The organism is Pseudonocardia sp. Ae331_Ps2, from assembly GCF_001932405.1.
Classification (GTDB): domain Bacteria; phylum Actinomycetota; class Actinomycetes; order Mycobacteriales; family Pseudonocardiaceae; genus Pseudonocardia.
In genome coordinates, this window is sequence record NZ_MCIM01000001.1 from 971,762 (window position 1) to 992,098 (window position 20,337).

The 20,337-nt window shown below is 73.5% G+C and carries 15 protein-coding genes and 1 tRNA gene; 4 read left to right on the top strand and 12 right to left on the bottom strand.

Annotation, left to right across the window (positions count from 1 at the left end):
* Positions 1–116: 116 nt before the first annotated feature.
* The 6 genes from rho to argS all read right to left on the bottom strand — a co-directional run bounded on the left by rho (position 117) and on the right by argS (position 9,491).
* Positions 117–2,504, bottom strand: coding sequence for a transcription termination factor Rho (rho, locus tag Ae331Ps2_RS04510; RefSeq protein WP_075310497.1), 2,388 nt, complete (start codon positions 2,502–2,504; stop codon positions 117–119).
* Between the two features lie 325 nt (positions 2,505–2,829).
* Positions 2,830–3,732 carry a homoserine kinase gene (gene thrB, locus Ae331Ps2_RS04515; protein WP_020626022.1) on the bottom strand — a complete coding sequence of 301 codons (903 nt, stop codon included), beginning with the start codon at positions 3,730–3,732 and terminating at the stop codon, positions 2,830–2,832.
* The gene (gene thrC / locus Ae331Ps2_RS04520; RefSeq protein WP_233147795.1) at positions 3,732–4,748 is read right to left on the bottom strand and encodes a threonine synthase; all 1,017 of its coding nucleotides are present in this window, start codon (positions 4,746–4,748) and stop codon (positions 3,732–3,734) included. The genes thrB and thrC overlap by 1 nt, the downstream gene beginning before the upstream one ends.
* 164 nt (positions 4,749–4,912) lie before the next feature.
* The gene (locus Ae331Ps2_RS04525) at positions 4,913–6,292 is read right to left on the bottom strand and encodes a homoserine dehydrogenase (RefSeq protein WP_020626020.1); all 1,380 of its coding nucleotides are present in this window, start codon (positions 6,290–6,292) and stop codon (positions 4,913–4,915) included.
* A 99-nt stretch (positions 6,293–6,391) separates the two neighbouring features.
* A complete protein-coding gene (lysA, locus tag Ae331Ps2_RS04530; protein WP_075310495.1) occupies positions 6,392–7,840 on the bottom strand; it encodes a diaminopimelate decarboxylase in 1,449 nt (482 codons plus the stop codon).
* A gap of 1 nt (position 7,841) precedes the next feature.
* Positions 7,842–9,491 carry an arginine--tRNA ligase gene (argS, locus tag Ae331Ps2_RS04535; RefSeq protein WP_075310493.1) on the bottom strand — a complete coding sequence of 550 codons (1,650 nt, stop codon included), beginning with the start codon at positions 9,489–9,491 and terminating at the stop codon, positions 7,842–7,844.
* A gap of 74 nt (positions 9,492–9,565) precedes the next feature.
* On the opposite strand from argS, the gene Ae331Ps2_RS04540 reads away from it, so the two are divergent.
* The 4 genes from Ae331Ps2_RS04540 (at position 9,566) to Ae331Ps2_RS04555 (ending at position 13,338) form a co-directional block, all read left to right on the top strand.
* On the top strand, positions 9,566–11,668 hold the full coding sequence (locus Ae331Ps2_RS04540) for a hypothetical protein (protein WP_075310491.1): 2,103 nt from the start codon (positions 9,566–9,568) through the stop codon (positions 11,666–11,668).
* Between the two features lie 55 nt (positions 11,669–11,723).
* Entirely contained in the window at positions 11,724–12,539 is an 816-nt protein-coding gene (locus Ae331Ps2_RS04545; RefSeq protein ID WP_020626016.1) for a DUF3105 domain-containing protein, read from the top strand.
* Positions 12,536–13,201, top strand: a complete 666-nt coding sequence (locus Ae331Ps2_RS04550) for a DUF305 domain-containing protein (RefSeq protein ID WP_075310489.1) — start codon at positions 12,536–12,538, stop codon at positions 13,199–13,201. Before Ae331Ps2_RS04545 ends, Ae331Ps2_RS04550 begins: the two co-directional genes overlap by 4 nt.
* Positions 13,202–13,263: 62 nt before the next feature.
* Positions 13,264–13,338, top strand: a tRNA-Arg gene (locus tag Ae331Ps2_RS04555).
* A gap of 152 nt (positions 13,339–13,490) precedes the next feature.
* Here Ae331Ps2_RS04555 and Ae331Ps2_RS04560 read toward each other — a convergent pair.
* The 6 genes from Ae331Ps2_RS04560 to Ae331Ps2_RS04585 form a co-directional block, all read right to left on the bottom strand.
* A complete protein-coding gene (locus Ae331Ps2_RS04560; protein WP_075310487.1) occupies positions 13,491–14,852 on the bottom strand; it encodes a tyrosine-type recombinase/integrase in 1,362 nt (453 codons plus the stop codon).
* Positions 14,852–15,043 carry an AlpA family transcriptional regulator gene (locus tag Ae331Ps2_RS04565; RefSeq protein ID WP_075310485.1) on the bottom strand — a complete coding sequence of 64 codons (192 nt, stop codon included), beginning with the start codon at positions 15,041–15,043 and terminating at the stop codon, positions 14,852–14,854. Before Ae331Ps2_RS04565 ends, Ae331Ps2_RS04560 begins: the two co-directional genes overlap by 1 nt.
* Positions 15,044–15,360: 317 nt before the next feature.
* A complete protein-coding gene (locus Ae331Ps2_RS04570) occupies positions 15,361–16,461 on the bottom strand; it encodes an AAA family ATPase (RefSeq protein WP_075310483.1) in 1,101 nt (366 codons plus the stop codon).
* A 71-nt stretch (positions 16,462–16,532) separates the two neighbouring features.
* On the bottom strand, positions 16,533–17,489 hold the full coding sequence (locus tag Ae331Ps2_RS04575; protein WP_337819573.1) for a bifunctional DNA primase/polymerase: 957 nt from the start codon (positions 17,487–17,489) through the stop codon (positions 16,533–16,535).
* Entirely contained in the window at positions 17,486–17,779 is a 294-nt protein-coding gene (locus Ae331Ps2_RS33020; RefSeq protein ID WP_075310482.1) for a hypothetical protein, read from the bottom strand. Before Ae331Ps2_RS33020 ends, Ae331Ps2_RS04575 begins: the two co-directional genes overlap by 4 nt.
* Positions 17,780–18,069: 290 nt before the next feature.
* Entirely contained in the window at positions 18,070–20,070 is a 2,001-nt protein-coding gene (locus tag Ae331Ps2_RS04585; RefSeq protein WP_175581825.1) for a cell division protein FtsK, read from the bottom strand.
* Positions 20,071–20,337 lie beyond the last annotated feature (267 nt).

A 20,337-nucleotide genomic window follows, 5' to 3' on the forward strand; every position in this document is an offset into this window, starting at 1 on the left:
TTGGCCGCCGGGTCCCTGGTAGGACCAGGGTGAACCGGTGCCGGGAAGCTGACGGTCCATTCAACCATCCGGGCCCCGGTGGAATTCCCACCGGGGCCCGGACGGCGCCGCTCGGACTAGTCCTCGTCCTTGCCGGGGGTGTTCTTGGCGACCTGCATCAGGAACTCGATGTTGGTCTTGGTCTTCTTGAGCCGGCTGAGCACCAGGTCGAGCGCCTGCTGGTCGTCGAGCGCGGCGAGGACACGGCGGAGCTTCACCATCACCGCGTGCTCGTCGGGCGACATCAGGAGCTCCTCCTTGCGGGTGCTCGAGTCGCCGACGTCGATGGCCGGGAAGATCCGCTTGTCGGCGATCTTCCGGTCCAGCTTGAGCTCGGCGTTGCCGGTGCCCTTGAACTCCTCGAAGATCACCGTGTCCATCGTGGACCCGGTCTCGACCAGCGCGGTCGCGAAGATGGTGAGCGAGCCACCGTCCTCGATGTTGCGCGCAGCGCCGAGGAAGCGCTTCGGCGGGTAGAGCGCCGTGGAGTCGACACCGCCGGACAGGATCCGGCCCGAGGCGGGCGCGGCCAGGTTGTAGGCGCGGCCGAGCCGGGTGATGTTGTCCAGCAGGACGACGACGTCGTGCCCCATCTCGACCAGGCGCTTGGCCCGCTCGATGGACAGCTCGGCGACGGCGGTGTGGTCTGCCGGCGGGCGGTCGAAGGTCGAGGCGATGACCTCGCCCTTCACCGACCGCTGCATGTCGGTGACCTCCTCGGGCCGCTCGTCGACGAGGACGACCATGAGGTGGCACTCGGGGTTGTTCGTGGTGATCGCGTTCGCGATGTTCTGCATGATCGTCGTCTTGCCCGCCTTGGGCGGAGAGACGATCAGCGCACGCTGCCCCTTGCCGACCGGCATGATCAGGTCGATCACGCGGGTGGTCAGCTGCGACGGGTCGGTCTCCAGGCGGAGCCGCTCGTTGGGGTAGAGCGGCGTCAGCTTGGTGAACTCGGGCCGGTTCCGCGCGGCCTCCGGGTCCCGCCCGTTGATCGAGTCGACGCGCACCAGCGGGTTGAACTTCTGCCGCTGCTGCTCGCCCTCACGGGGCTGGCGGACGGCGCCGGTGATGGCGTCGCCACGCCGCAGGCCGTTCTTGCGGACCATCGACATCGACACGTAGACGTCGGTCGGGCCGGAGAGGTAACCGGTGGTCCGGACGAACGCGTAGTTGTCGAGGATGTCCACGATGCCGGCGACCGGCAGCAGGACGTCGTCGTCGCGGATCTCGGTGTCCACGCCGCCGCCGGCGCCACCACCGGTGCGCTCGCGGTCCCGGCCGCGACGGCGGTCGCGGAACCGGCGACCGCGGCGGCCGCGGCCGTCACCGTCGTCGCCGTCGTCGTCGCGGAAGTCGTTCCGGTCGGCACCCCGGTCGTTGACGCGGTCGCCGTTGCGGTCGTTGTTCCGGTCGCCGTTCCGGTCGCCACGGTTGTCGCCGCGGTCGCCGGTCCGGTCGTTGTTGCGGTTCCCGCGGTTGCCGCGCCCGGAGTCGGCGCCGTCGCGGTTGCGTCCGCCACGGCCGTTGTCGCCGTTCGCGCCGTTGCCGCGGCCGTTGTCCTCACGGGCGTCGCCGTTGCGGTCGCCGCCACGCTCGGCGTTGCGGTCGGTGTTGCGCTCGGTGTTGCGGTCGGCACCGCGGCCGCGACGGCGGTCGCCGTCGGAGCCGGTGTCGTCGCCGTCGGCGTCGCGACGGGCGTCGCGCTGGCCGGCGTCCCGCTGACCCGCGTCGGACGCGGTGTCCTTCGGGGTGTCCTTCGGCGCGTCCTTGGGACCGGCGTCCTTCTGACCGTTGTCGTCGCCCTGGCCGCGGCGGCGGGTCCGGCCACGACGGCCGGCGCCGTCGGCGTCCTCGCGACGCTCCTCGGCCGGGGCCGGGGTGCTCTCGGCCTGCGCCGGCGCACTCGCGGCCGGAGCGGCCTGCTCGGGCGCGGCGGCCGGGGCGCTCTCGGCGACGGCCGGGGCCGCGCCGTTGCCGGACGACGTGCCGGAGGCGGCGTCGGTCGCGGTGGCGTCAGGGGCGCCGGCCGGCCGTGTCGCCGCACGGCGACGACGGGTGCGCGGCGCGGGGGCCTCGGCCTTCTCCGCAGACTGTCCGCCCTGGTCACCGGCCTGCTCGGCGGGTGCCGAGGGGGCGGCCGGCGCAGCGGCGCCGTTGCCGGCGGGGGCCGCGGCGGTGTCGCCGAGGGCGAGCTGCGACGCGTCCGCGCCGTCGGAGCCGGTGGCGGCAGCGGGCTCCACCTTCGCCTTCGGCTTCTTCGCGGGGGCCGCCGCCGCTCCGCCCTGACGCTCCTTGATGGCCGCGATCAGGTCGCCCTTGCGCATGCCGGAGATGTCGGGGACGTTCAGCTCGGTGGCCAGCTGGCGCAGCTCGGCCAGCACCATGCCGGACAGGCCGCCGCGTCGGCGGGGCGCCGCCTCGGCAGACGCGGTCCCGGTACCGGCGAGATCGGTCTCGCTCACAGAGTTCCTTCCTGACCGACCCGGTTACCTGTCCAGGTCAGGGGATGTCACACGCTCGGCCGATACGGAGACCCCGTATCGGCAGCATTCACAGATGGAGTCCCACGACGACGTCGCGGGAGTCAGGCCGCCCGTTCGGGATTCCGAGTCCAATTCAGAAAGGAGATCGGGCGAGCGGGCCCGGCCGCAAGACTACGCCGATGTCGCGTGGATCGCCATGCGCTGTCGAGACTAGTCCGTACACCCCGGGGCGGCAACAACCCCCCTCGGACGACGCGCCGACCCACGGGGTCGCGTACCTCACGTTCCCGGCACGGAACCGGGATCAGCGGACCTCGACCTGCACACCGGTGGTGTCGACCGGCAGCCGCTGCACCGCGAAACCGTCGGTGTCGACGCCGTCGGGCAGCGCGCCGTCGCCGGTCAGGGCCAGCACCGTCGGCCCGGCGCCGGAGATCGCGGCCGGCACGCCGTGCTCGCGCAGCGCCTCGACCAGCCGCAGCGACGACGGGTACGCCGGGCGCCGGTAGGGCTGGTGCAGCCGGTCCTCGGTGGCCGCCATGAGCAGGTCGGGCCGCCGGGTCATCGCCAGCACCGCCAGCGCGCAGCGGCTGCCGGTGAACGCGGCGTCGGCCAGCGGGACCTGCTCGGGCAGCAGCCCGCGGGTGGTCTTGGTCGAGGACTCGACGTCGGGCACGCAGGCGACCGGGTGCACGTCGGGGTGCACCTCCAGCTTCTCGGCGTGGAAGCGCCGAGCCGACCCCGCGGCCTCCCAGGCCACCACGAACCCGCCGAGCAGGCTGGCCGCGGCGTTGTCGGCGTGGCCCTCCATCCCGGCCGAGAGCTGCAGCAACGCGTCGCGCTCCAGCTCCGGGTCCCGCCCGGCCAGGACGGCCGCGGCCGTCACCCCGGCGACGGCGGCCGCCGCGGAGCTGCCGAGACCGCGCGAGTGCGGCACCGCGTTGAGACAGCGCAGCCGCAGCCCCGCGGGCGCCCCGCCGAACGTCTCGAAGGCCAGGCGCATCGCCCGCAGGACCAGGTGACGCTCGTCACGGGGGACGTGCCGGCAGCCCTGCCCCGCGACGTCGACGAACAGTCCCGGCGTCTCGAAGGTCTCGACCTCGATCTCGTCGTACAGCGCCAGGGCCATGCCGAGGGAGTCGAAGCCGGGGCCCAGGTTGGCCGTCGACCCCGGCACCCGCACCAGTACCCGCGTCGGGCGGCCCATCAGGCCAGCTCGAGCGCCGCCGCGACCGCGCCGGGGTCGATCGGCACGATCTCCGGGTCCGGCGCGGTGAGCAGCGCGGTGTCGGGGTCCTTGAGGCCGTGCCCGGTCACCGTGCACACCACCAGCGAGTCCGCGGGAAGGGTGCCGTTCTCCCGGCTCTGCAGAAGCCCGGCGACGCTGGAGGCCGACGCCGGCTCGACGAACACGCCCTCCTGCGCGGACAGCATCCGATAGGCGGCGAGGATCTCGTCGTCGGTGACGGCGGCGAAGCGCCCGTTCGACTCGTCGCGGGCGGTGGTCGCGCCCTTCCACGAGGCGGGGGCGCCGATCCGGATGGCGGTCGCGATCGTCTCGGGCTCGCTCACCGGGGCGCCGTGCACCAGCGGGGCGGCACCGGCGGCCTGGAACCCGAACATCCGCGGCAGCGTGTCGACGATGCCGTCGGCGTGGTAGCCGCGGTAGCCGTGCCAGTAGGCGGTGATGTTGCCGGCGTTGCCGACCGGCAGGCAGTGCACGTCCGGGGCGCGGCCCAGCTGGTCGCAGATCTCGTAGGCGGCCGAGGCCTGCCCGGCGATCCGGGTCGGGTTCACCGAGTTGACCAGCGCGATCGCCGGGTAGTCGGCGGTGGTCTTGCGGGCCAGCTCCAGGCAGTCGTCGAAGTTGCCGTCGATCTGCAGGATCCGGGCGCCGTGTGCGACGGCCTGGGCGAGCTTGCCCAGCGCGATCTTCCCGGTCGGCACGAGCACCGCGCAGGTCATCCCGGCACGGGTCGCGTAGGCGGCCGCCGACGCGGAGGTGTTGCCGGTGGAGGCGCACAGCACGCTGGACTTGCCGTCGGCGAGCGCGGCGGTGACCGCCATCGTCATGCCGCGGTCCTTGAACGAGCCGGTCGGGTTGGCGCCGTCGACCTTGAGGTAGACCTGACAGCCGGTCCGCTCGGACAGCCGCGGGGCAGGGAGCAGCGGCGTACCGCCCTCCCCCAGGGTCACCACGGTCCAGTCCGGCTGCACCGGCATCCGGTCGCGGTAGGCCTCGATGACACCCGGCCACTGGCCGGGCGGTGGCGGCGCGACCGCACCGGTCACCTGGGTCACCGGACCGAAGGGGCCGGAAGCGGGCCCTCGGACTCCTCGCACGCTGCCCGTCACGACCGGTCCACTCCCCGATCCCTCGTCGGTGGTCATTCGCCCATACCCAGTGCGCTCACCGCGCGGCCCAGGCCCTCGACCCGCAGCACCCCGGCGACGCCGAGGACGTGGTCGAGGTCCAGCAGCGCCGACACCGTCGCCGACAGCGCGGCCTCCGGCGCCGAGTGCGTGACGACCGTCAGCCGGGCCTGGCTGCGGTCCGAGCCGTCGGCCCGGTCCACCGAGCCGTTCACGCCGCCGGTCTGACGCACCGCGGCGATCGACACGCCCTGCTGCGCGAACTCACCGGCGATCGCGGCGAGCACGCCCTCGCGGTCGGCCACCTCGAGGTCGACGTGGTAGCGCGTCGGCACCTCGCCGATCGGGCGCACCGGGAGGCTGGCGTAGGCCGACTCGCGCGGCCCGCGGCCGCCGCCGACCCGGTTGCGGGCCACCGCCACGAGGTCGCCGAGCACCGCGGAGGCGGTCGGCGCGCCGCCGGCGCCCTGGCCGTAGAACATCAGCTGGCCGGCGGCCTCGGCCTCGACGAACACCGCGTTGAAGGCGCCGTCGACGCCTGCCAGCGGGTGCGAGTCGGGGACCATCGCCGGGTAGACCCTGGCGGAGACCGACTCGGCCCCGTCGGCCGCGACGACGCGCTCGCAGATGGCGAGCAGCTTGATCGTGCAGCCGAGCCTGCGGGCGGCCGCGACGTCGGACGCGCTCACCTCGCGCATGCCCTCGCGGTGCACGTCGGAGGCGGTGATGCGGGTGTGGAACGCCAGCGACGCCAGGATCGCGGCCTTCGAGGCGGCGTCGTAGCCGTCGACGTCGGCGCTGGGGTCGGCCTCGGCGTAGCCCAGCCGGGTCGCCTCCTCCAGCGCGTCGACGTAGGAGGTGCCGCCCGCGGACATCGCCGAGAGGATGAAGTTCGAGGTGCCGTTGACGATGCCGGCGACCCGGGTGATGCGGTCCCCGGCGAGGGACTCGCGCAGCGGGCGGAGCAGCGGGATCGCCCCGGCGACCGCGGCCTCGTAGTAGAGGTCGGCACCGGAGGCGTCGGCGGCCTCGGCCAGCGTCGGGCCGTCCTCGGCGAGCAGCGCCTTGTTCGCCGTCACGACCGAGCGACCGGACTTGAGCGCCTCCAGCAGCCAGCCGCGGACCGGCTCGATCCCGCCGATGACCTCGACGACGACGTCGACGTCGTCGCGCGTCACGAGCTCGCCGGCGTCGGTGGTCACCAGGTCCGGGAAGTTCTCGGTCAGCCAGGGGTGCCGGTGCGGTCGCCGCACGGCGACCCCCGCCAGCTCGATGCGGGCCCCCACCCGCGCGGCCAGCTCGTCGGCCTGCTCGGTGATGAGCCGGACCACCTCGGTGCCGACGGTGCCGCAGCCCAGCAGTGCCACCCGGACGGCGCCGGTCTCGCTCGCCACGTGTCCTCCTCGCGTGCACGCACCCCTCGGGCGCGCGCCGATCATTCCTGGTCGGACGGGTGCAGACGGGTCCGGGTGGTGGTTCTCACCCGGCTGCGCTCACACCTCGAAACGGAACTGGTCCTCCAGTGTCTCGCGTCGCAACAGGGTCCGGTCGACCCCGTCACGCACCGCGACGACAGCGGGGCGCGGCAGCCGGTTGTAGCCCGACGCCATCGCGTAGCAGTAGGCCCCCGTCGCCGCGACGGCCAGCAGGTCGCCCGGCGCGAGGTCGGCCGGCAGCCAGCAGTCGCGCACCACGATGTCACCCGACTCGCAGTGCTTGCCGACCACCCGGGACAGCACGGGGGCCTCCCCACCGGGCACCGAGTCGCGCCCGCTGGCGCGGGACACCAGCCGCACGTCGTACTCGGCGTCGTAGAGGGAGGTGCGGATGTTGTCGCTCATCCCGCCGTCGACGCTGACGTAGCGCCGCGAGTACCCGCCGAGCGGGACGTCCTTGACGGTGCCGACCTCGTAGACGGTGACGGTGCCCGGTCCGGCGATGGCCCGGCCCGGCTCGACCGCGATCGCCGGCACGTCCAGCCCGGAGGCGGCGCACTCGCGCTTGACGATCGCGCGCAGCTCCTCGGCCAGCGCCGGCATCGACAGCGGGGTGTCCCCCGGCCGGTAGGCGATGCCGATGCCGCCGCCCAGGTCCAGCGTCCGCAGCGCGGTCAGGTTCTCGCCGCCGTGCTCGGCGTGCAGGTCGGCGAGCACCTTCACCACGCGGCGGGCGGCGGCCTCGAAGCCCTCGGTCTCGAAGATCTGCGAGCCGATGTGACTGTGCAGCCCGACCAGGCTCAGGTGGCTCGCGGCGAGGACGCGGCGGGCGGCCTCCAGCGCGGGCGAGTCCTTCTGGTCCTGGCTCGCGATGGAGAACCCGAACTTCTGGTCCTCGTGCGCGGTGGCGATGTACTCGTGGGTGTGCGCCTCGACGCCGACGGTGAGCCGGATCAGCACCGGCGCGACGGTGTCCCGCGCGGCGGCGACGTCGGCGAGCCGGGCGATCTCGTCGAAGGAGTCGACGACGATCCCGCCGACCCCCGCCTCGACCGCGGCGTCGAGCTCGGCGAGGGACTTGTTGTTGCCGTGCAGCGCGATCCGCTCGGGCGGGAACTCCGCGCGCAGCGCGACGGCCAGCTCGCCACCGGAGCACACGTCCAGCGACAGGCCCTCCTGCGCGACCCAGCGGGCGATCTCGGTGCACAGGAACGCCTTCGCCGCGTAGTGCACGGCGTGCGCCCCGAACGCGGCGGCGAACTCGGCGCAGCGGCCGCGGAAGTCGTCCTCGTCGAGCACGAACAGCGGGGTGCCGTGGGTCGCGGCGAGATCGCGCACGTCGACCCCGGCCAGGCGCAACGCGCCGTCCTCGCCGCGGGCGGCGTGCCGCGGCCAGACCGCCGGGGCCAGCTCGTCGAGCGCCGCGGCGCTCTCCGGGCGGGGGCCGGCCGACTCGGGCGCGGGGGTGAGGCCCGCGTGCATCGGGCCTGCGGGGTGTGCCCTCATGTCACATCCGTTCCGGGGCGTCGACGCCGAGCAGCGCGAGGCCGTTGGCGAGCACCGTGCGGGCCGCGACGCAGAGCGCGAGCCGGGCCCGGTGCAGGTCGGAGACCTCCTCGTCGCCCTGGGGCAGGACGCGGCAGGAGTCGTAGAACTTGTGGTAGGCGCCGGCGAGCGACTCCAGGTAGCGGGCGACCCGGTGCGGCTCGCGCAGCTCGGCGGCGGTCCGCACGACGTCGCCGAACTCGCCCAGGGTGCGGATCAGGTCGCCCTCGCGGGCGTGGGACAGCAGGCCGTAGTCCTCGCCGGGGGTGATGCCGAGGTCGGCGGCGTTGCGGGCCAGCGAGGACAGCCGGGCGTGCGCGTACTGGACGTAGAACACCGGGTTCTCGCTGGTCCGACTGGCCAGCAGGTCCAGGTCGATGTCCAGGCCCGAGTCCACCGACGAGCGCACCAGCGAGTACCGCGCGGCGTCGACGCCGACGGCCTCCACCAGGTCGTCCATCGTCACGACGGTGCCGGCACGCTTGCTCATCCGGACCGGGACGCCGTCCTTGACCAGGTTGACCAGCTGTCCGATCAGGACCTCGACGACGGCCGGGTCGTCCCCGAACGCGGCCGCGGCGGCCTTGAGCCGGGCGACGTAGCCGTGGTGGTCCGCGCCGAGCATGTAGATGCACAGGTCGAACCCGCGGGCCCGCTTGTCGCGCAGGTAGGCGATGTCGCCGGCGATGTAGGCGGGCCGGCCGTCGGACTTGATGACGACGCGGTCCTTGTCGTCGCCGTGGTCGGTCGAGCGCAGCCACCAGGCGCCGTCGGACTCGTAGAGCGAGCCCTTCTCCTTCAGCGCGGCGACGGCGGTCTCCACCGCGCCCGAGTCGTGCAGCGACTGCTCGTGGAACCACACGTCGAACTCGACGCGGAACTCCCCCAGCTTCTGCTTGATCTCGGTGAACATGAAGCCGACGCCAACCCGGCGGAACACCTCGTCCCGCTCGGTGTCGGGCAGCTCCAGCGCGCCGGGCTCGGCCGCGACGACCCGCTGGGCGATCTCGGCGATGTAGGCCCCGCCGTAGCCGTTCTCCGGGGCGGGCTCGCCCTTCGCGGCCGCGACCAGGGAGGCGACGAACCGGTCGATCTGGGCGCCGGCGTCGTTGAAGTAGTACTCGCGGGTGACCTTCGCGCCGCGCGCGGTCAGGACCCGGCCCAGCGCGTCGCCGACCGCGGCCCACCGGGTCCCGCCCAGGTGCAGCGGTCCGGTCGGGTTGGCGGAGACGAACTCCAGGTTCACGTTGCGCCCGGCCAGCTCGTCGCCGGTGCCGTAGCCCGCGCCCGCGGCGAGGACCTCCCCGACGATCGCGCCCTGCGCGTCGGCGGCCAGGCGCAGGTTGATGAACCCGGGCCCGGCGATCTCGGCGCTCGCGACGCCGTCGCGGGTGGCCAGCTCCTCGGCCAGCCAGGTCGCGAGCTCGCGCGGGTTGACACCCGCCTTCTTGGCGGTGCGCAGCGCGATGTTGGTGGCGTAGTCGCCGTGGTCGGGGTTGCGGGGACGCTCGACACCGGCATCGGCCGGCAGCGCGGAGACGTCCAGGTCGCGTCGGAGCAGCACGTCCCGCGCGACGTCACGGACCAGGTCGGCGAGCACGTCGGGATTCACCAGCGGGATTCTACGGAGGGACCCCCGACACCCTCATGCAGGTATCCGCACCCCGACCGGCGACGATGCGGGGCGTGACGTCCCCTTCCACCGACCGGAGTACCCGCGCCCCCGTCGTCTCCGGGGCGCTCGCCCTGCTGCTCGGGGCGGTCCTCGTCGCGGTGTCGGTCGGCTACAACCGGGGCAGCCTCGTGCCGCCGCTCGACGACGTCTACATCCACCTGCAGTACGCCCGGCAGTTCGGCGACGGCGAGCCGTTGCGCTACCAGCCCGGCGCCGAGATCACGACGGGCGCGTCGAGCCTGCTCTGGATGGTGCTGCTCGGCGCCGCGCACGCGGTCGGGTTCGACGGCCGGTGGCTGCTCGCCGTCGCGGTGGTGGGCGGGGTCGTCGGGGTCGCCTGTGCGGCGGGGTTCACCTCGGCCGCCGCGACCCGGCTCGGCGGGCGCGCGGCCGGGTGGTGGGCGGGGCTGCTCACCGCGCTGTGCGGGCCGCTGCTGTGGGGCGGGGCCAGCGGCATGGAGGTGGGGCTGCTCGCGGCGCTGGCCACCGGGACGCTGCTGTCCTACCTGCGCGAACGTCCCCGGTTCCGCGCGACGCCGGTGGTCGCGGCGCTGCTGGCCCTCACCCGGCCCGAGGGCTTCCTGCTCGCCGCCGCGTTCACCGCCGCGATGGCGTGGACGCTGCTGCGCCCGGCCCCGGGCCCGGCCGCGCGGGCGGGGCGTCCGTGGGGACGGCTCGCGCTCGTAGCCGTGCCGGTGGTGGTGTTCGCCGGGCAGCTGCTGCTGTACCGGGTACTCACCGGGACGTCGCAGGCCAACGGCGTGCTCGCCAAGTCGTGGCTGCACACCGGCTTCCTGCGCCAGCCGCTGGAGATCGCCGACCACGTGCAGCGCAACGTCGCCGCGATCCTCGCGTCGCTGTCCGGGCTGTCCGGGCAGGACGTGCTGGCGCCGCTCGCGCTGGTGCTCGCCGTACTCGGGGTCGCCGTGCTGGCCGCGCGCCGGGAGCGCGTCCTCGCGGTGGTGCTCGGCGGCGGGCTGGCGTCGGTGGTGCTCGCCGTCGCCACCCTGACCACGGCGATGTGGCAGGACCTGCGCTACCTGCAGCCGTTCCTGCCGCTGCTGCTCCTGCTCGTGGTGCTCGGTGCCGGGCTCGTCGGGAACCGGGCGGCGCGCACCGGGCTGCTCGCGGTGGTGCTGCTGTTCACCCTCGCCGCGACGCCGGCCTGGGCGCTGCGGCTGGGCCAGCAGGCGTCGGCCATGCGGGAGGGCCCGGTGAGCGTCGCGCAGTGGATCGCCGGCAACGTGCCGCCGGGCGACGCCGACGCCGTCAACGACGTCGGCGCCGCGGCCTGGTTCGGCGGGCGCCGCACCGTCGACCTGGTCGGGCTGACCACGAACGGGATGGCCGCACCGTCGCTGAACGGGCCGGGGACGCTCTACGAGGCCCTGCGGGCACTGCCCGGGCCCGAGCGGCCGCAGTGGTTCGCGGTGTTCGACCGGTGGGGCGGGGTCCCGGTCGCCGACCTCGGCCGCGCCGGGCTGCTCGGCGCCGAGCCGGTCATCACCTTCGCGCTCGCCGGGCCGGCCCGGCCGATCTCGGCGTCCGCGCCGCAGACCTGCCAGCTCGACCGCAGCTGCGACCGGGTCAGCATCTGGCGGGCGGACTGGTCCGCCGCGGACTCCGCGCAGGCACCGGACCTGCCGGTGCCCGGCCGGATCGTCGACCACCTGAACATCGGGGACATGGCCGACGAGGCCGCGCACGGCTGGACGACCGACCCGCCGGTGCTCGGCGTGCAGCCGGACTCGGTGCTGGACCGCGCCGTCGTCGCACCCGGACGGCTCGTCGCCGACAGCGGCCGGCACGTCGTCGGTGGGGAGACCTTCACCCTCGGCGGGACCGTCCCCGGCCGGCCGGTCACCCTGACCGGGCGGATCGGCGCCGGGCCCGCGCTGCCGGGCGAGCGGACCCGGGTGGTCGCCGTCGACGTGGACGGTCGCCCTGCCGGGGAGTGGACGCTGCCGGACGCGCAGCCGTGGGCGCAGGCGTCGTTCACCGTGCCCGGCGAGCTCGTGACCGGTGACCGCGTCACGGTGACCACCCGCCCGGTCGCCCCGCTGCTCGCGCCCTACCCCGACTACCGCTCCTACGGGTGGTGGGCGAGCCGGTGACGGCGCCTTCCTAGACTCGGGCGAAACCGCCCGCCGACCACGAACAGGACTCCCCATGGCCAGCGGCAAGTCCGGCAAGAAGCGACCGTCGATGCCCAGCGCGGTCGGCCAGCGCCAGTTCCCCTGGGGCATGGTCGCGGCGATCACCGTGCTGGTGCTGCTGGCGGGGGCGTTCATCGTCTACCCGCTGGTGCAGCGCAACCAGAACCGGGCCTGGGAGCCCTCGGAGGACAATCGGAACCCCGCGCTCGCGATCCCCGGCATCGTCAGCCAGGAGTACCCGGGCCTGCAGCACGTGCTCGGCTTCCAGCGGGTCGCCTACACCCACAGCCCGCCCTTCGGCGGCGCGCACGACGGGTTCTGGGCCGCCTGCAACGGCGTCGTCTACCCGAACCCGGTCCGCTCGGAGAACCTCGTGCACTCCCTCGAGCACGGCGCCGTGTGGGTCGCCTACAACCCCGACACCCTCGACGAGGCCGGGAAGGCCGCGCTCGCCCAGCGGGTCGAGGGCCAGCCGTACACGGTCATGTCGCCCTACCCGGGCCTCGACGCCCCGATCTCGCTGCAGTCCTGGGGCAACCAGCTGAAGGTCCAGAACGCCGACGACGAGCGCATCGACCAGTTCATCCGCGCGCTGCGGCTCAACCGGTTCACCCACCCCGAGGTCGGCGCCTCCTGCGACGCACTCGGCGCGCAGGGCTTCGACCAGGACAACCCGCCGGCCTTCCAGCCGATCCCGCCGCAGTCCGCCGTCGACGGGCAGACCGTCCTGCCCGAGAACCAGGGTGCGACCCCGGGCGGTGCCCCCGCCCCCGACCCGGCCGTCCCCGGAGCGCCCGCCCCCGCGCCGGCGCCGGCTCCCGGGCAGTGAGCGCCCCGCAGCAGGAGCGCTCCCCCTGGAACAACCCCCCGGCCATCGCGTTCGGCCTGGTCGCGCTCGTGGCCGTGCTCGTCGCCGGGTTCGCGGTGCGCGGCGCGTTCGGCCCGTTCGTGCCCGAGCCGGGTTCGGTCGACGTCGGGTTTGCCCAGGACATGACCGTGCACCACCGCCAGGCCGTCGAGATGGCCTCCTGGGAACGCGACCGCGCGACCGACCCGCGGGTGCGCCAGCTCGCGTTCGACATCGAGACCACCCAGAACCAGCAGGTCGGCCGGATGCAGGGCTGGCTCGGCCTGTGGGACGCCCCGAGCCTGCCCAGCGGTGGCCACATGGCCTGGATGGGCTCCTCCGCGCACGCCGGGATGGCGGGCATGTCCGGCGGCACCGCGACGATGCCGGGCATGGCGAGCACCGCGGACCTCGCGCGGCTGCGCGCCACCCCGCCCGGCACGGCGCTGGACGTCGAGTTCCTCCAGCTCATGCTCCGCCACCACCAGGGCGGGGTGTCGATGCTGGAGTACGCCCGCGACCACGCCGACACCGGCGAGGTCCGCAACCTCGCGGCCCAGATGCTCGCGTCGCAGAACTCCGAGGCCGAGCTGATGCGCGGGCTGCTCGCCGAACGGGGAGCAGCGCCGCTGCCGCTGGGCTGATCACGCCCGGGCCCCCGTGCCGGGGACCCGGGCACCGTGCGCTACTGTTCTCCCATCGCACGGCCCCCGTAGCTCAGGGGATAGAGCACCGCCCTCCGGAGGCGGGAGCGCAGGTTCGAATCCTGCCGGGGGCACCACGAGTGCCAACAGCGAAAATCGGCCCCTCACCTGCTGAAACAGGGCGAGGGGCCGTTCTCGTTGCGTCCGGGTGTCACCGGCTGTGGGTGGCCGTCAGCGGCTGGTCGTTCCCAGGGTGTTCCCACGCCCCGTTCCCAGGACGTTCCCACCGTCACCGACCGCCGAGCGCGTCCTCCACCCGCTGTCTCGCGACGGTGTCCTGGCCGTCGAGGCACTTCGCGTAAACCTTCAGCAGCACCTCCACCGAGTGCCCGGCCCACTCCGCAACCTGGGTTGCCGGGACACCTCCGTTCAGCCACGTGGACACGCAAGCGTGCCGGAGCGTGTAGGGCGTCGCGCCAAGCGGCCCGGCAGCGACGTCCTGGGTAAACGCCCGTTGGCGAGCCGAACGCCACGTCCGCATGTACGTGAGCTTGGGCAGCTCCGGCACCCGCTCCCCCGGGAACAGCCGACCGCCCGGTCCGATCGGTCGAGATGCCAGGTGGTGGTTCAGGTAGCCGGTCAGCTCCGGCGGCGTCGGTACGGTCCGTCCCTCCCCTCTCGCCCGGTTTTTGAGCTGCCGGACGTCGCGCTGTGCGCCGTCATTGGTCCAGTCCGATCCGGCGTACGGGGTCGCCTCGGCGATGTAGATCTCCCCCCACCCAGACGACGGCAACGACAGGTTGTGCTTGCGCACGTTCGCGGCCTCCTCCGGCCGGAGGGCGGCGAAGTAGAGCAGCGCGAAGAACGCCACGAGCTGCGGCCCGCTCCGCTGCGTCTCCCCCACCGCGGTGAGCAGGGTGCGGGCCTGAACTGGGTTGACGACGGTCCGCCGGTCGACGCCGGTCGAGACCTTCGGTGCCGTCCACTTGAATGTCGGCAGGGGATTCGCAGGTAGCAGCTCCCGTTCCACCGCGTACTCCAGGACGTTGAACAGCACCCGTCGCCGCTTGCTCACGACGCTCGCCGCCGCGGGTCGGCCGTCGAGCCGCTGCGCCAGCGCGTCGAGGACTCCTCGGAGGACGGCCCGCTCGGCTAGCCGCCCGACCGGCATTGCCTGCTGTTTCAGCCACCGGAGGTCCGACCGGACCGCCGCCGGGCTCCCGTCCCGCCGTGCCGTGTTGAAGGCCCACCGGTGCAGCGCCCGCCGCATCGCGACACCGTCGGGAGCCCCGTCCCGTACCCCGTCGAGCATCGCAGGAGTGATCGCCGTCAGCGCCTCGGAGATGCTGCGGCGATAGGTCGCAGCGGCCCCGGGCCACTTCATGTCCATGTAGTCGCAGGCGAAGTCGAGCCAGTTGACCACCTGTGCCGGACGGGCCGCTGAGACAGGGAGTCCCGTCTCGATGTCGAATGCCTCGCCCCGGCGGGAGGCGCTGATCAGGTCGGCACGGTAACTGTCGGCCAGCGCGCTGGTCCGGAACCGCTTCTTCCACCGCTTGGTTCCGACTCTCCACATGACGGTGTAGGCGGTGGTGGTTTTGCCCTTGTAGACGTCGGTTTTCCAGATGCGGACGTCGTAGGTGGTGGTCATCAGGCGGTCGCCTCCTCCAGGGTGTCGAGCCAGTTCTCGAAGTCGGTGCGGCGGATGCGGATCTCGCCGTTGGGGAGCTTGATGCAGCGGGGTGCGCGGCCTTTTGCGCGCCAGTCGTAGAAGGTGGAGCGGGAGATGGCGAGTTCGGTGCAGAGGTCGGTGACGGTGAGGCGGGCGGCGGACCGGCTCATGGGGTTTACCTCCGGGGTGAGTGACAGCGCGGGGCGGGTGTCACTCGGGTTGTCACAGCTGTTTACGCGGGCCAGACAGGGTGGAGTGACACAGTGACAGCGGTGGGTCTGCGCTGATGGGGCCCGACCGTCGCCGCAGGCGGGCGCTTCGGCCGCGGCCCGGCTGCGGAGGCCGAGTGACAGAGTGACACCTCCGCAGGGCCTGTCACTCGAACTGTCACTCATGTTTCCGCAGGTCAACGCGGGTCGAGTGACAGAGTGACAGAGGTGAGGCCCCGCCGCGGTCACGCGGCTGTCACTCGGACCAGCTGGGCTCGTCACTGGTGTTCTCCCTGGTCGTCGGAGGTTGAGTGACGAAGTGACAGCAGTGACAGTGGTTCGACGGCGGGTATGTCACCGCTGTCACTGCTGTCACTCGCTGCTGTAGAGGCGGTGTCGCCGGGCCAGTACTGCCCGGCGGGGTTGCGTCGGAGTTGTCCGTCGGTCTCCATGCGTCGGCAGTTCTGGCGCACGGTCCCGGCGTCGATGTCCAGGGCGGCGGCGATGTCCTTGGGCTTGGTGCCGGGGTAGTCACGCAGGTAGCGGATGATCAGCGAGCGGGTGTCGCGCATCTGGTAGTCAGCGGCGTTGCCGTCGAGCAGTGACCACGCCCCCGCGGACGGGTCGAACGCCAGTGGGTAGTCGGTTTCGTCGACGTCGCGGCCGGTGACGTGCAGGACGCCGTCCGCGCGGGCACGGGCGCGTTCGAGGACCAGGACCGCGTCGGCGGCACCGGCGAGCCCGTTGGTGCCCGAGACGGTGGCGAGGAAGTCCTCGGCGGCGGCCTTGCGGACGTGGTGGACCAGCACGACGGCGACGCCGTAGTGGTCGGCGACCCGTTTGATCCGGGTCATCGCGGCGTAGTCGGCGTCGTAGGCCGACACCCCGGGGGCGGGGTTGCCGCGGACCTTGGCGAATACGTCGATGACGACCAGGCGGGCGTCGGGATGGTTGTCGAGCCACTCCGCGACCTGCACGTCACCACCGGCAGGCATCGGCGGGCAGGCGATCGACAGGGTCAACCCGGCCGGGGCGGGCCGCCCGCCGAGCGCGATTTCCATGCGGGACTTCAACCGGCGCGGGGTGTCCTCCAACGCGAGGTAGAGCACCGAACCGGACTCGGCGTCGATCCGGCCGAACGCCGGGCGCCCGGCGGCGATGTCGAGCGCCAGCCCGAGACTCATCCAGGACTTGCCGACCTTGGGCGGTCCGGCAAGCAGGGTCACGCCTTCGCAGATGATCCCGGGCACCGCCCAGCGCGGGGTCGGGAAGTCCATGCCCATCAGCTCCTCTGCCGTCCAGGCCGTGCGGGGCGGCGTCGGCACCGCACCGAGCGCCGGGAAGCCCCCGCGTCGGGGCCCGCTCTGGGAGGCGCTCACGGCGCCCGCAGTGGCCGTCTGCGCCCCGATCGTGGGGCCGGTGGTGTGTCGGGGTGGGGGTGGTGGGGAGTTCATGCGGCGTCCTCGATCCGTCGGGGTCGCTTGGCCCCGGCCCGTAGGCCGGACGCGATCGTCTTCTCGGCCTGGTGGCCGGAGTACGCGCCGAGCGCGACGTGCCCAGCGCAGGCGCCGCGCAACGTCGACCACGCCTCCGGTTCGGGCAGGGAGCCGCCCGCGACGAGCTGCCCCAGGGCGACCGCGGCGAGGTAGAGGCTGAGGTTGCGCTCGCGTTTGGCCGCCCCGGCGACCCGTGCTGTTTCAGCCCGTAGTGCGACATCGAGGTAGCGGTCCCGGCGCCCGGCACCGGTCCGGATCGGACCCGCTGAAACAGCCGGGGGCGGGGGCGGGGCGAGCCGGTCGGCCAGCCAACCGGGCAGCGCGGCAGCCTGCGCATGGTCGTCGGCGGCGCGGTAGACCCCGCTCGGGGTGGCGGACCCGGCGGCGACGACGTAGCCGCCACCGGCCCGGGTGTCGACCTTCCACCCGAGCCCACGCCCGGTCTCGCCAGCGGTGTTGCGCAGCCCGAGCCCGGCCGGGACGCGGAAATACAGGTGCCGCCCGCCCGACGGGGTCGCCACCTCATAGGTCGCCGGGAGCACGCACCCGGCGTCGGCGAGCAGAACGGCCAGGACCCCTGCGCCGCCGACAACCCCGCGTGCGGCCCACCGCGGCGGCGGCACCTCGCCCGGCTCGGCGGTGTCGAGATCGAGCACCACCAGCCCGGCCGGGCCGGTCGCGACACCGACGTTGAACACCCCCGCCGACCACGCCGCGCGGATCCGGTCCGGGTCGGTCGTCGCCCGCTGCTCCCACCCACAGTGCCCGGCCACGCACGGCCCGATCCTCTGGCACGTGCTGTGCCCGTGCAGCGCCGGGCGCTTGGTACCCGCCCGCAACGGGAACACCGGCCAACCCCGCCCAGCCAACCCGAGCGCGACCCGGCACAGCTCCTCCCCCGCCGCGCTCACCGCAAGCCCCCCTCGACAACGGCCCGCTCGGCGGCGGCTCGTTCGGCGGCGTGGGCGTCCCAGTGGCACTGCGGGCACCACATGCCCTGCGGTCCCAGCGTCCAGAACTCGGTGGCGTCGGCGTGCAGGATCGCCGCGGCCCGGCTGGGGAGGTGCAGCGTGTTGTCGTCCTCGTCGACGTGAGGCTGACCGCAGCCCACACAGGCCACGGTGAGGCAGGTGTACTCGGTGAACCCCGACAACGCCTCCAGCCAGCCGGAGGCCAACGTGGTGACGGCGACCCGGTCCACTCGGCCGACGTCGCTCGGGTTTCGGTGACTGTGTGTAGACATGAGGGCTCCTGTTTTTCGACATGACGGGGTCGCGGCACCGGCCTGGTGGGCGTGGTGTCGGGTGATGGAGCTGGGGTGAGGTCGGTGGGTGAGGTGGCGGTGGGCGGGTTAGGTTCTTCACTCCCGCCCGGTTGTGGCTCTCTGACGTGCTGACCTGCGTCGAGTGATCGAGTGAGCCGGGTTAACCGGGCCCGCCCGGCGGGCTGGAAGCGCCGTGTAGCGGGGCGGCCGGCCGAGCCGGACCCGGTTCACTCCTGTTCGGTGTCGCCGTCGTGGTCGTCGTCGAGGTCCGCGGTCGCCCGCCGCACCTGTGCGTCACGGACGGTGACGGGATCGAGGGGCCAGCGGTTCCCGGTGGAGGGCACCTTGATCCCGAACTCGGCCGCGAGCTGAGCGCGTAGTGCCTTGCCGGTCAGCGACCGGTAGGGCTGGTGGCGCGGTGCGTGACGCACGAGCAGGGCCGGGACGTCGGCGATGCGGACCGGGTCGGCACCCAGGACGGCGTCGAGGTCGTCGAGCAGGTCCCGCGGCTGCTCCGGCTCGGCCTGCGGAGCGGGGCGCCCGGCGCCGGGCAGGCCCTTCCCACGGCGCTCGATGGCGTCGAGGGCGCGTTCGATGAGCGGGGTGACCTGGTCCCCGGCGGGGGTGTCCTTGTCGACGGACAGGAAGTAGACCTGCACGATCTCCGAGCGCTGCCCGGAGAACCCCTTGACCACCGCGGTTCCGCGGTCCACCCCGGGGATCAGTTCGGTGGCGCGGTGCCCGGCGGTGTAGGCGCCCTGGCCGAGCAGGGCGTCGTTGGCGACGTGGTCCCCGACGGCGAACGCGACGCCGTTGGAGCAGTTGCGGGTCACATCACGGGGCATGGAGTCCTTGGTGGGGGCCTGGGTGGAGACGATCAGGTGGATCCCGCGCTTACGACCGAGCCGGACGATGTCGACCAGCAGCTTCGCGACCTCGGCGCCGTGGGTGGGGTGCTGGATCGCGACGTGAGCCTCCTCCAGCAGGCAGAACAGCGGGTGCAGCCCGACGCCCTTGGAGGCGTACTCGCGGGTGACCGCGGGGATCTCGTAGCGGACCAGCAGCTCACCGCGGGCCTGGACCTCGGCGTGCAGCTCCCGCAGGTGCTCGGTGATCTCGGCGATCCGCACGTCCTCGGCACCCATGACGTAGCGCGAGCAGCGAGGCCGGAAAACCTCGAAGTCGAAGTTCGCATCCGGCACCCAGATCCGCAGCTCAGCCGTCGGGTCCAGCGCGGCCCCGACCATGAGGACCCGGGCGGCGGAGGACTTGCCCTGTCCAGGCATCCCACCGGCGAGAGTGTTGCGCTCCAGCAGCGGCGCCACCATCGGGGTGCCGCGCAGGTTCCGCCCGAACGGCACCCCCTTGAACACATCCACCGTGGTCGCGCTGTCGTCGAGCAGGGGATACGGGCCAGCGCCCTCGGCAAGAGCGCCCTTGTCCGCAACCCACAGATCCAGGATCCCAGCCTCGGTACCGGTGGTCGGCCACACCTCCTTTGCCAACCGATGCAGCCCCGTCGCGAGGTCCGCGCGGCGCCGCGCGATGCGGTCGGCGGTGACCCCGGCCGGGAGCCGGACCACCGCATGGGTACCGCGTCCATCGACCCGAGCGGGGGTGAGGAACTGCAACGGCGTGCCCGCCTTCAAGTAGGCGCTGATCTGGGCGATACGCAGCGCGTCCAGGGCACGGGCGATCGTGGTCTCATCCACCAGCGCGTCAAGGTCGGCGTCAGTGCTGGTCGCGAGCCACGCCGGGCCGGCAGTGTGGCGGCGCCCCTCCCACCACCCGGCCAGCAGCAGCGCCGGCCCGGCCACCCACAGCGCCACCGTGGCCGCGACGGTCACCGCAGCGGTCACGAACCGGACCACCAAACCGACCATGTCCCACCACGAGCCCCAGCCGAACCCGCCCGGCGCCAGCCACGCGGTGACCCCACCGGCGAGCAACAGCACACCAAGCACCGCCACGGCGATACCGGTCACCATCAGCGCAGCCAGTACCTGACGAGGCAGTTCCTTGATCCGCTGGGCACGGTGGCCCTTCAACGTGTCCAGACGCTCGGTCCACTCCGCCACCGCCGTGGAGTCCCCGGCCGCGCGGGCGGCGCGGATCTGCTCGCGCACCCCACCGTGGGTCGCTGCCGCGACCGCGCGCCGAACCAGCGAGCCGTACCCGGCCACCGTGGTCACCGCGGCCCGAGCGGTCGCCTTCGGGGTCGCCTTCACCCCGGCCACCGCCGCCGCCCCCGCTCGCCGCGCCGGACCACCCGCAGCAGTCGTGACCACATGCACCCCGGACCGAACGAGCCCACCCGCCCGTCGAGCGACCTTGCGCGGCCCCCGATCAGCAGACACCACCTCACCAGTGGCCGGCTCCTCAGTGACGGGCTCGGCGTCGATCACCAGCGGCTCACCCGCTCGGCCCCCGCGGGGCGGCGGGCGCCGCCCGTGCTCACCCCGCCCGGCCGCCGCGCTCGGCGCCGGACCCTCGAT

Excerpts from the sequence above, each read along its gene's own strand:
- thrB (WP_020626022.1), bottom strand. The coding sequence starts at position 3,732 with ATGGGCCGCCCGACGCGGGTACTGGTGCGGGTGCCGGGGTCGACGGCC.
- thrC (WP_233147795.1), bottom strand. The coding sequence starts at position 4,748 with ATGCCGGTGCAGCCGGACTGGACCGTGGTGACCCTGGGGGAGGGCGGT.
- lysA (WP_075310495.1), bottom strand. The coding sequence starts at position 7,840 with ATGAGGGCACACCCCGCAGGCCCGATGCACGCGGGCCTCACCCCCGCG.
- Ae331Ps2_RS04545 (WP_020626016.1), top strand. The coding sequence starts at position 11,724 with ATGGCCAGCGGCAAGTCCGGCAAGAAGCGACCGTCGATGCCCAGCGCG.
- Ae331Ps2_RS04560 (WP_075310487.1), bottom strand. The coding sequence starts at position 14,852 with ATGACCACCACCTACGACGTCCGCATCTGGAAAACCGACGTCTACAAG.
- Ae331Ps2_RS04565 (WP_075310485.1), bottom strand. The coding sequence starts at position 15,043 with ATGAGCCGGTCCGCCGCCCGCCTCACCGTCACCGACCTCTGCACCGAA.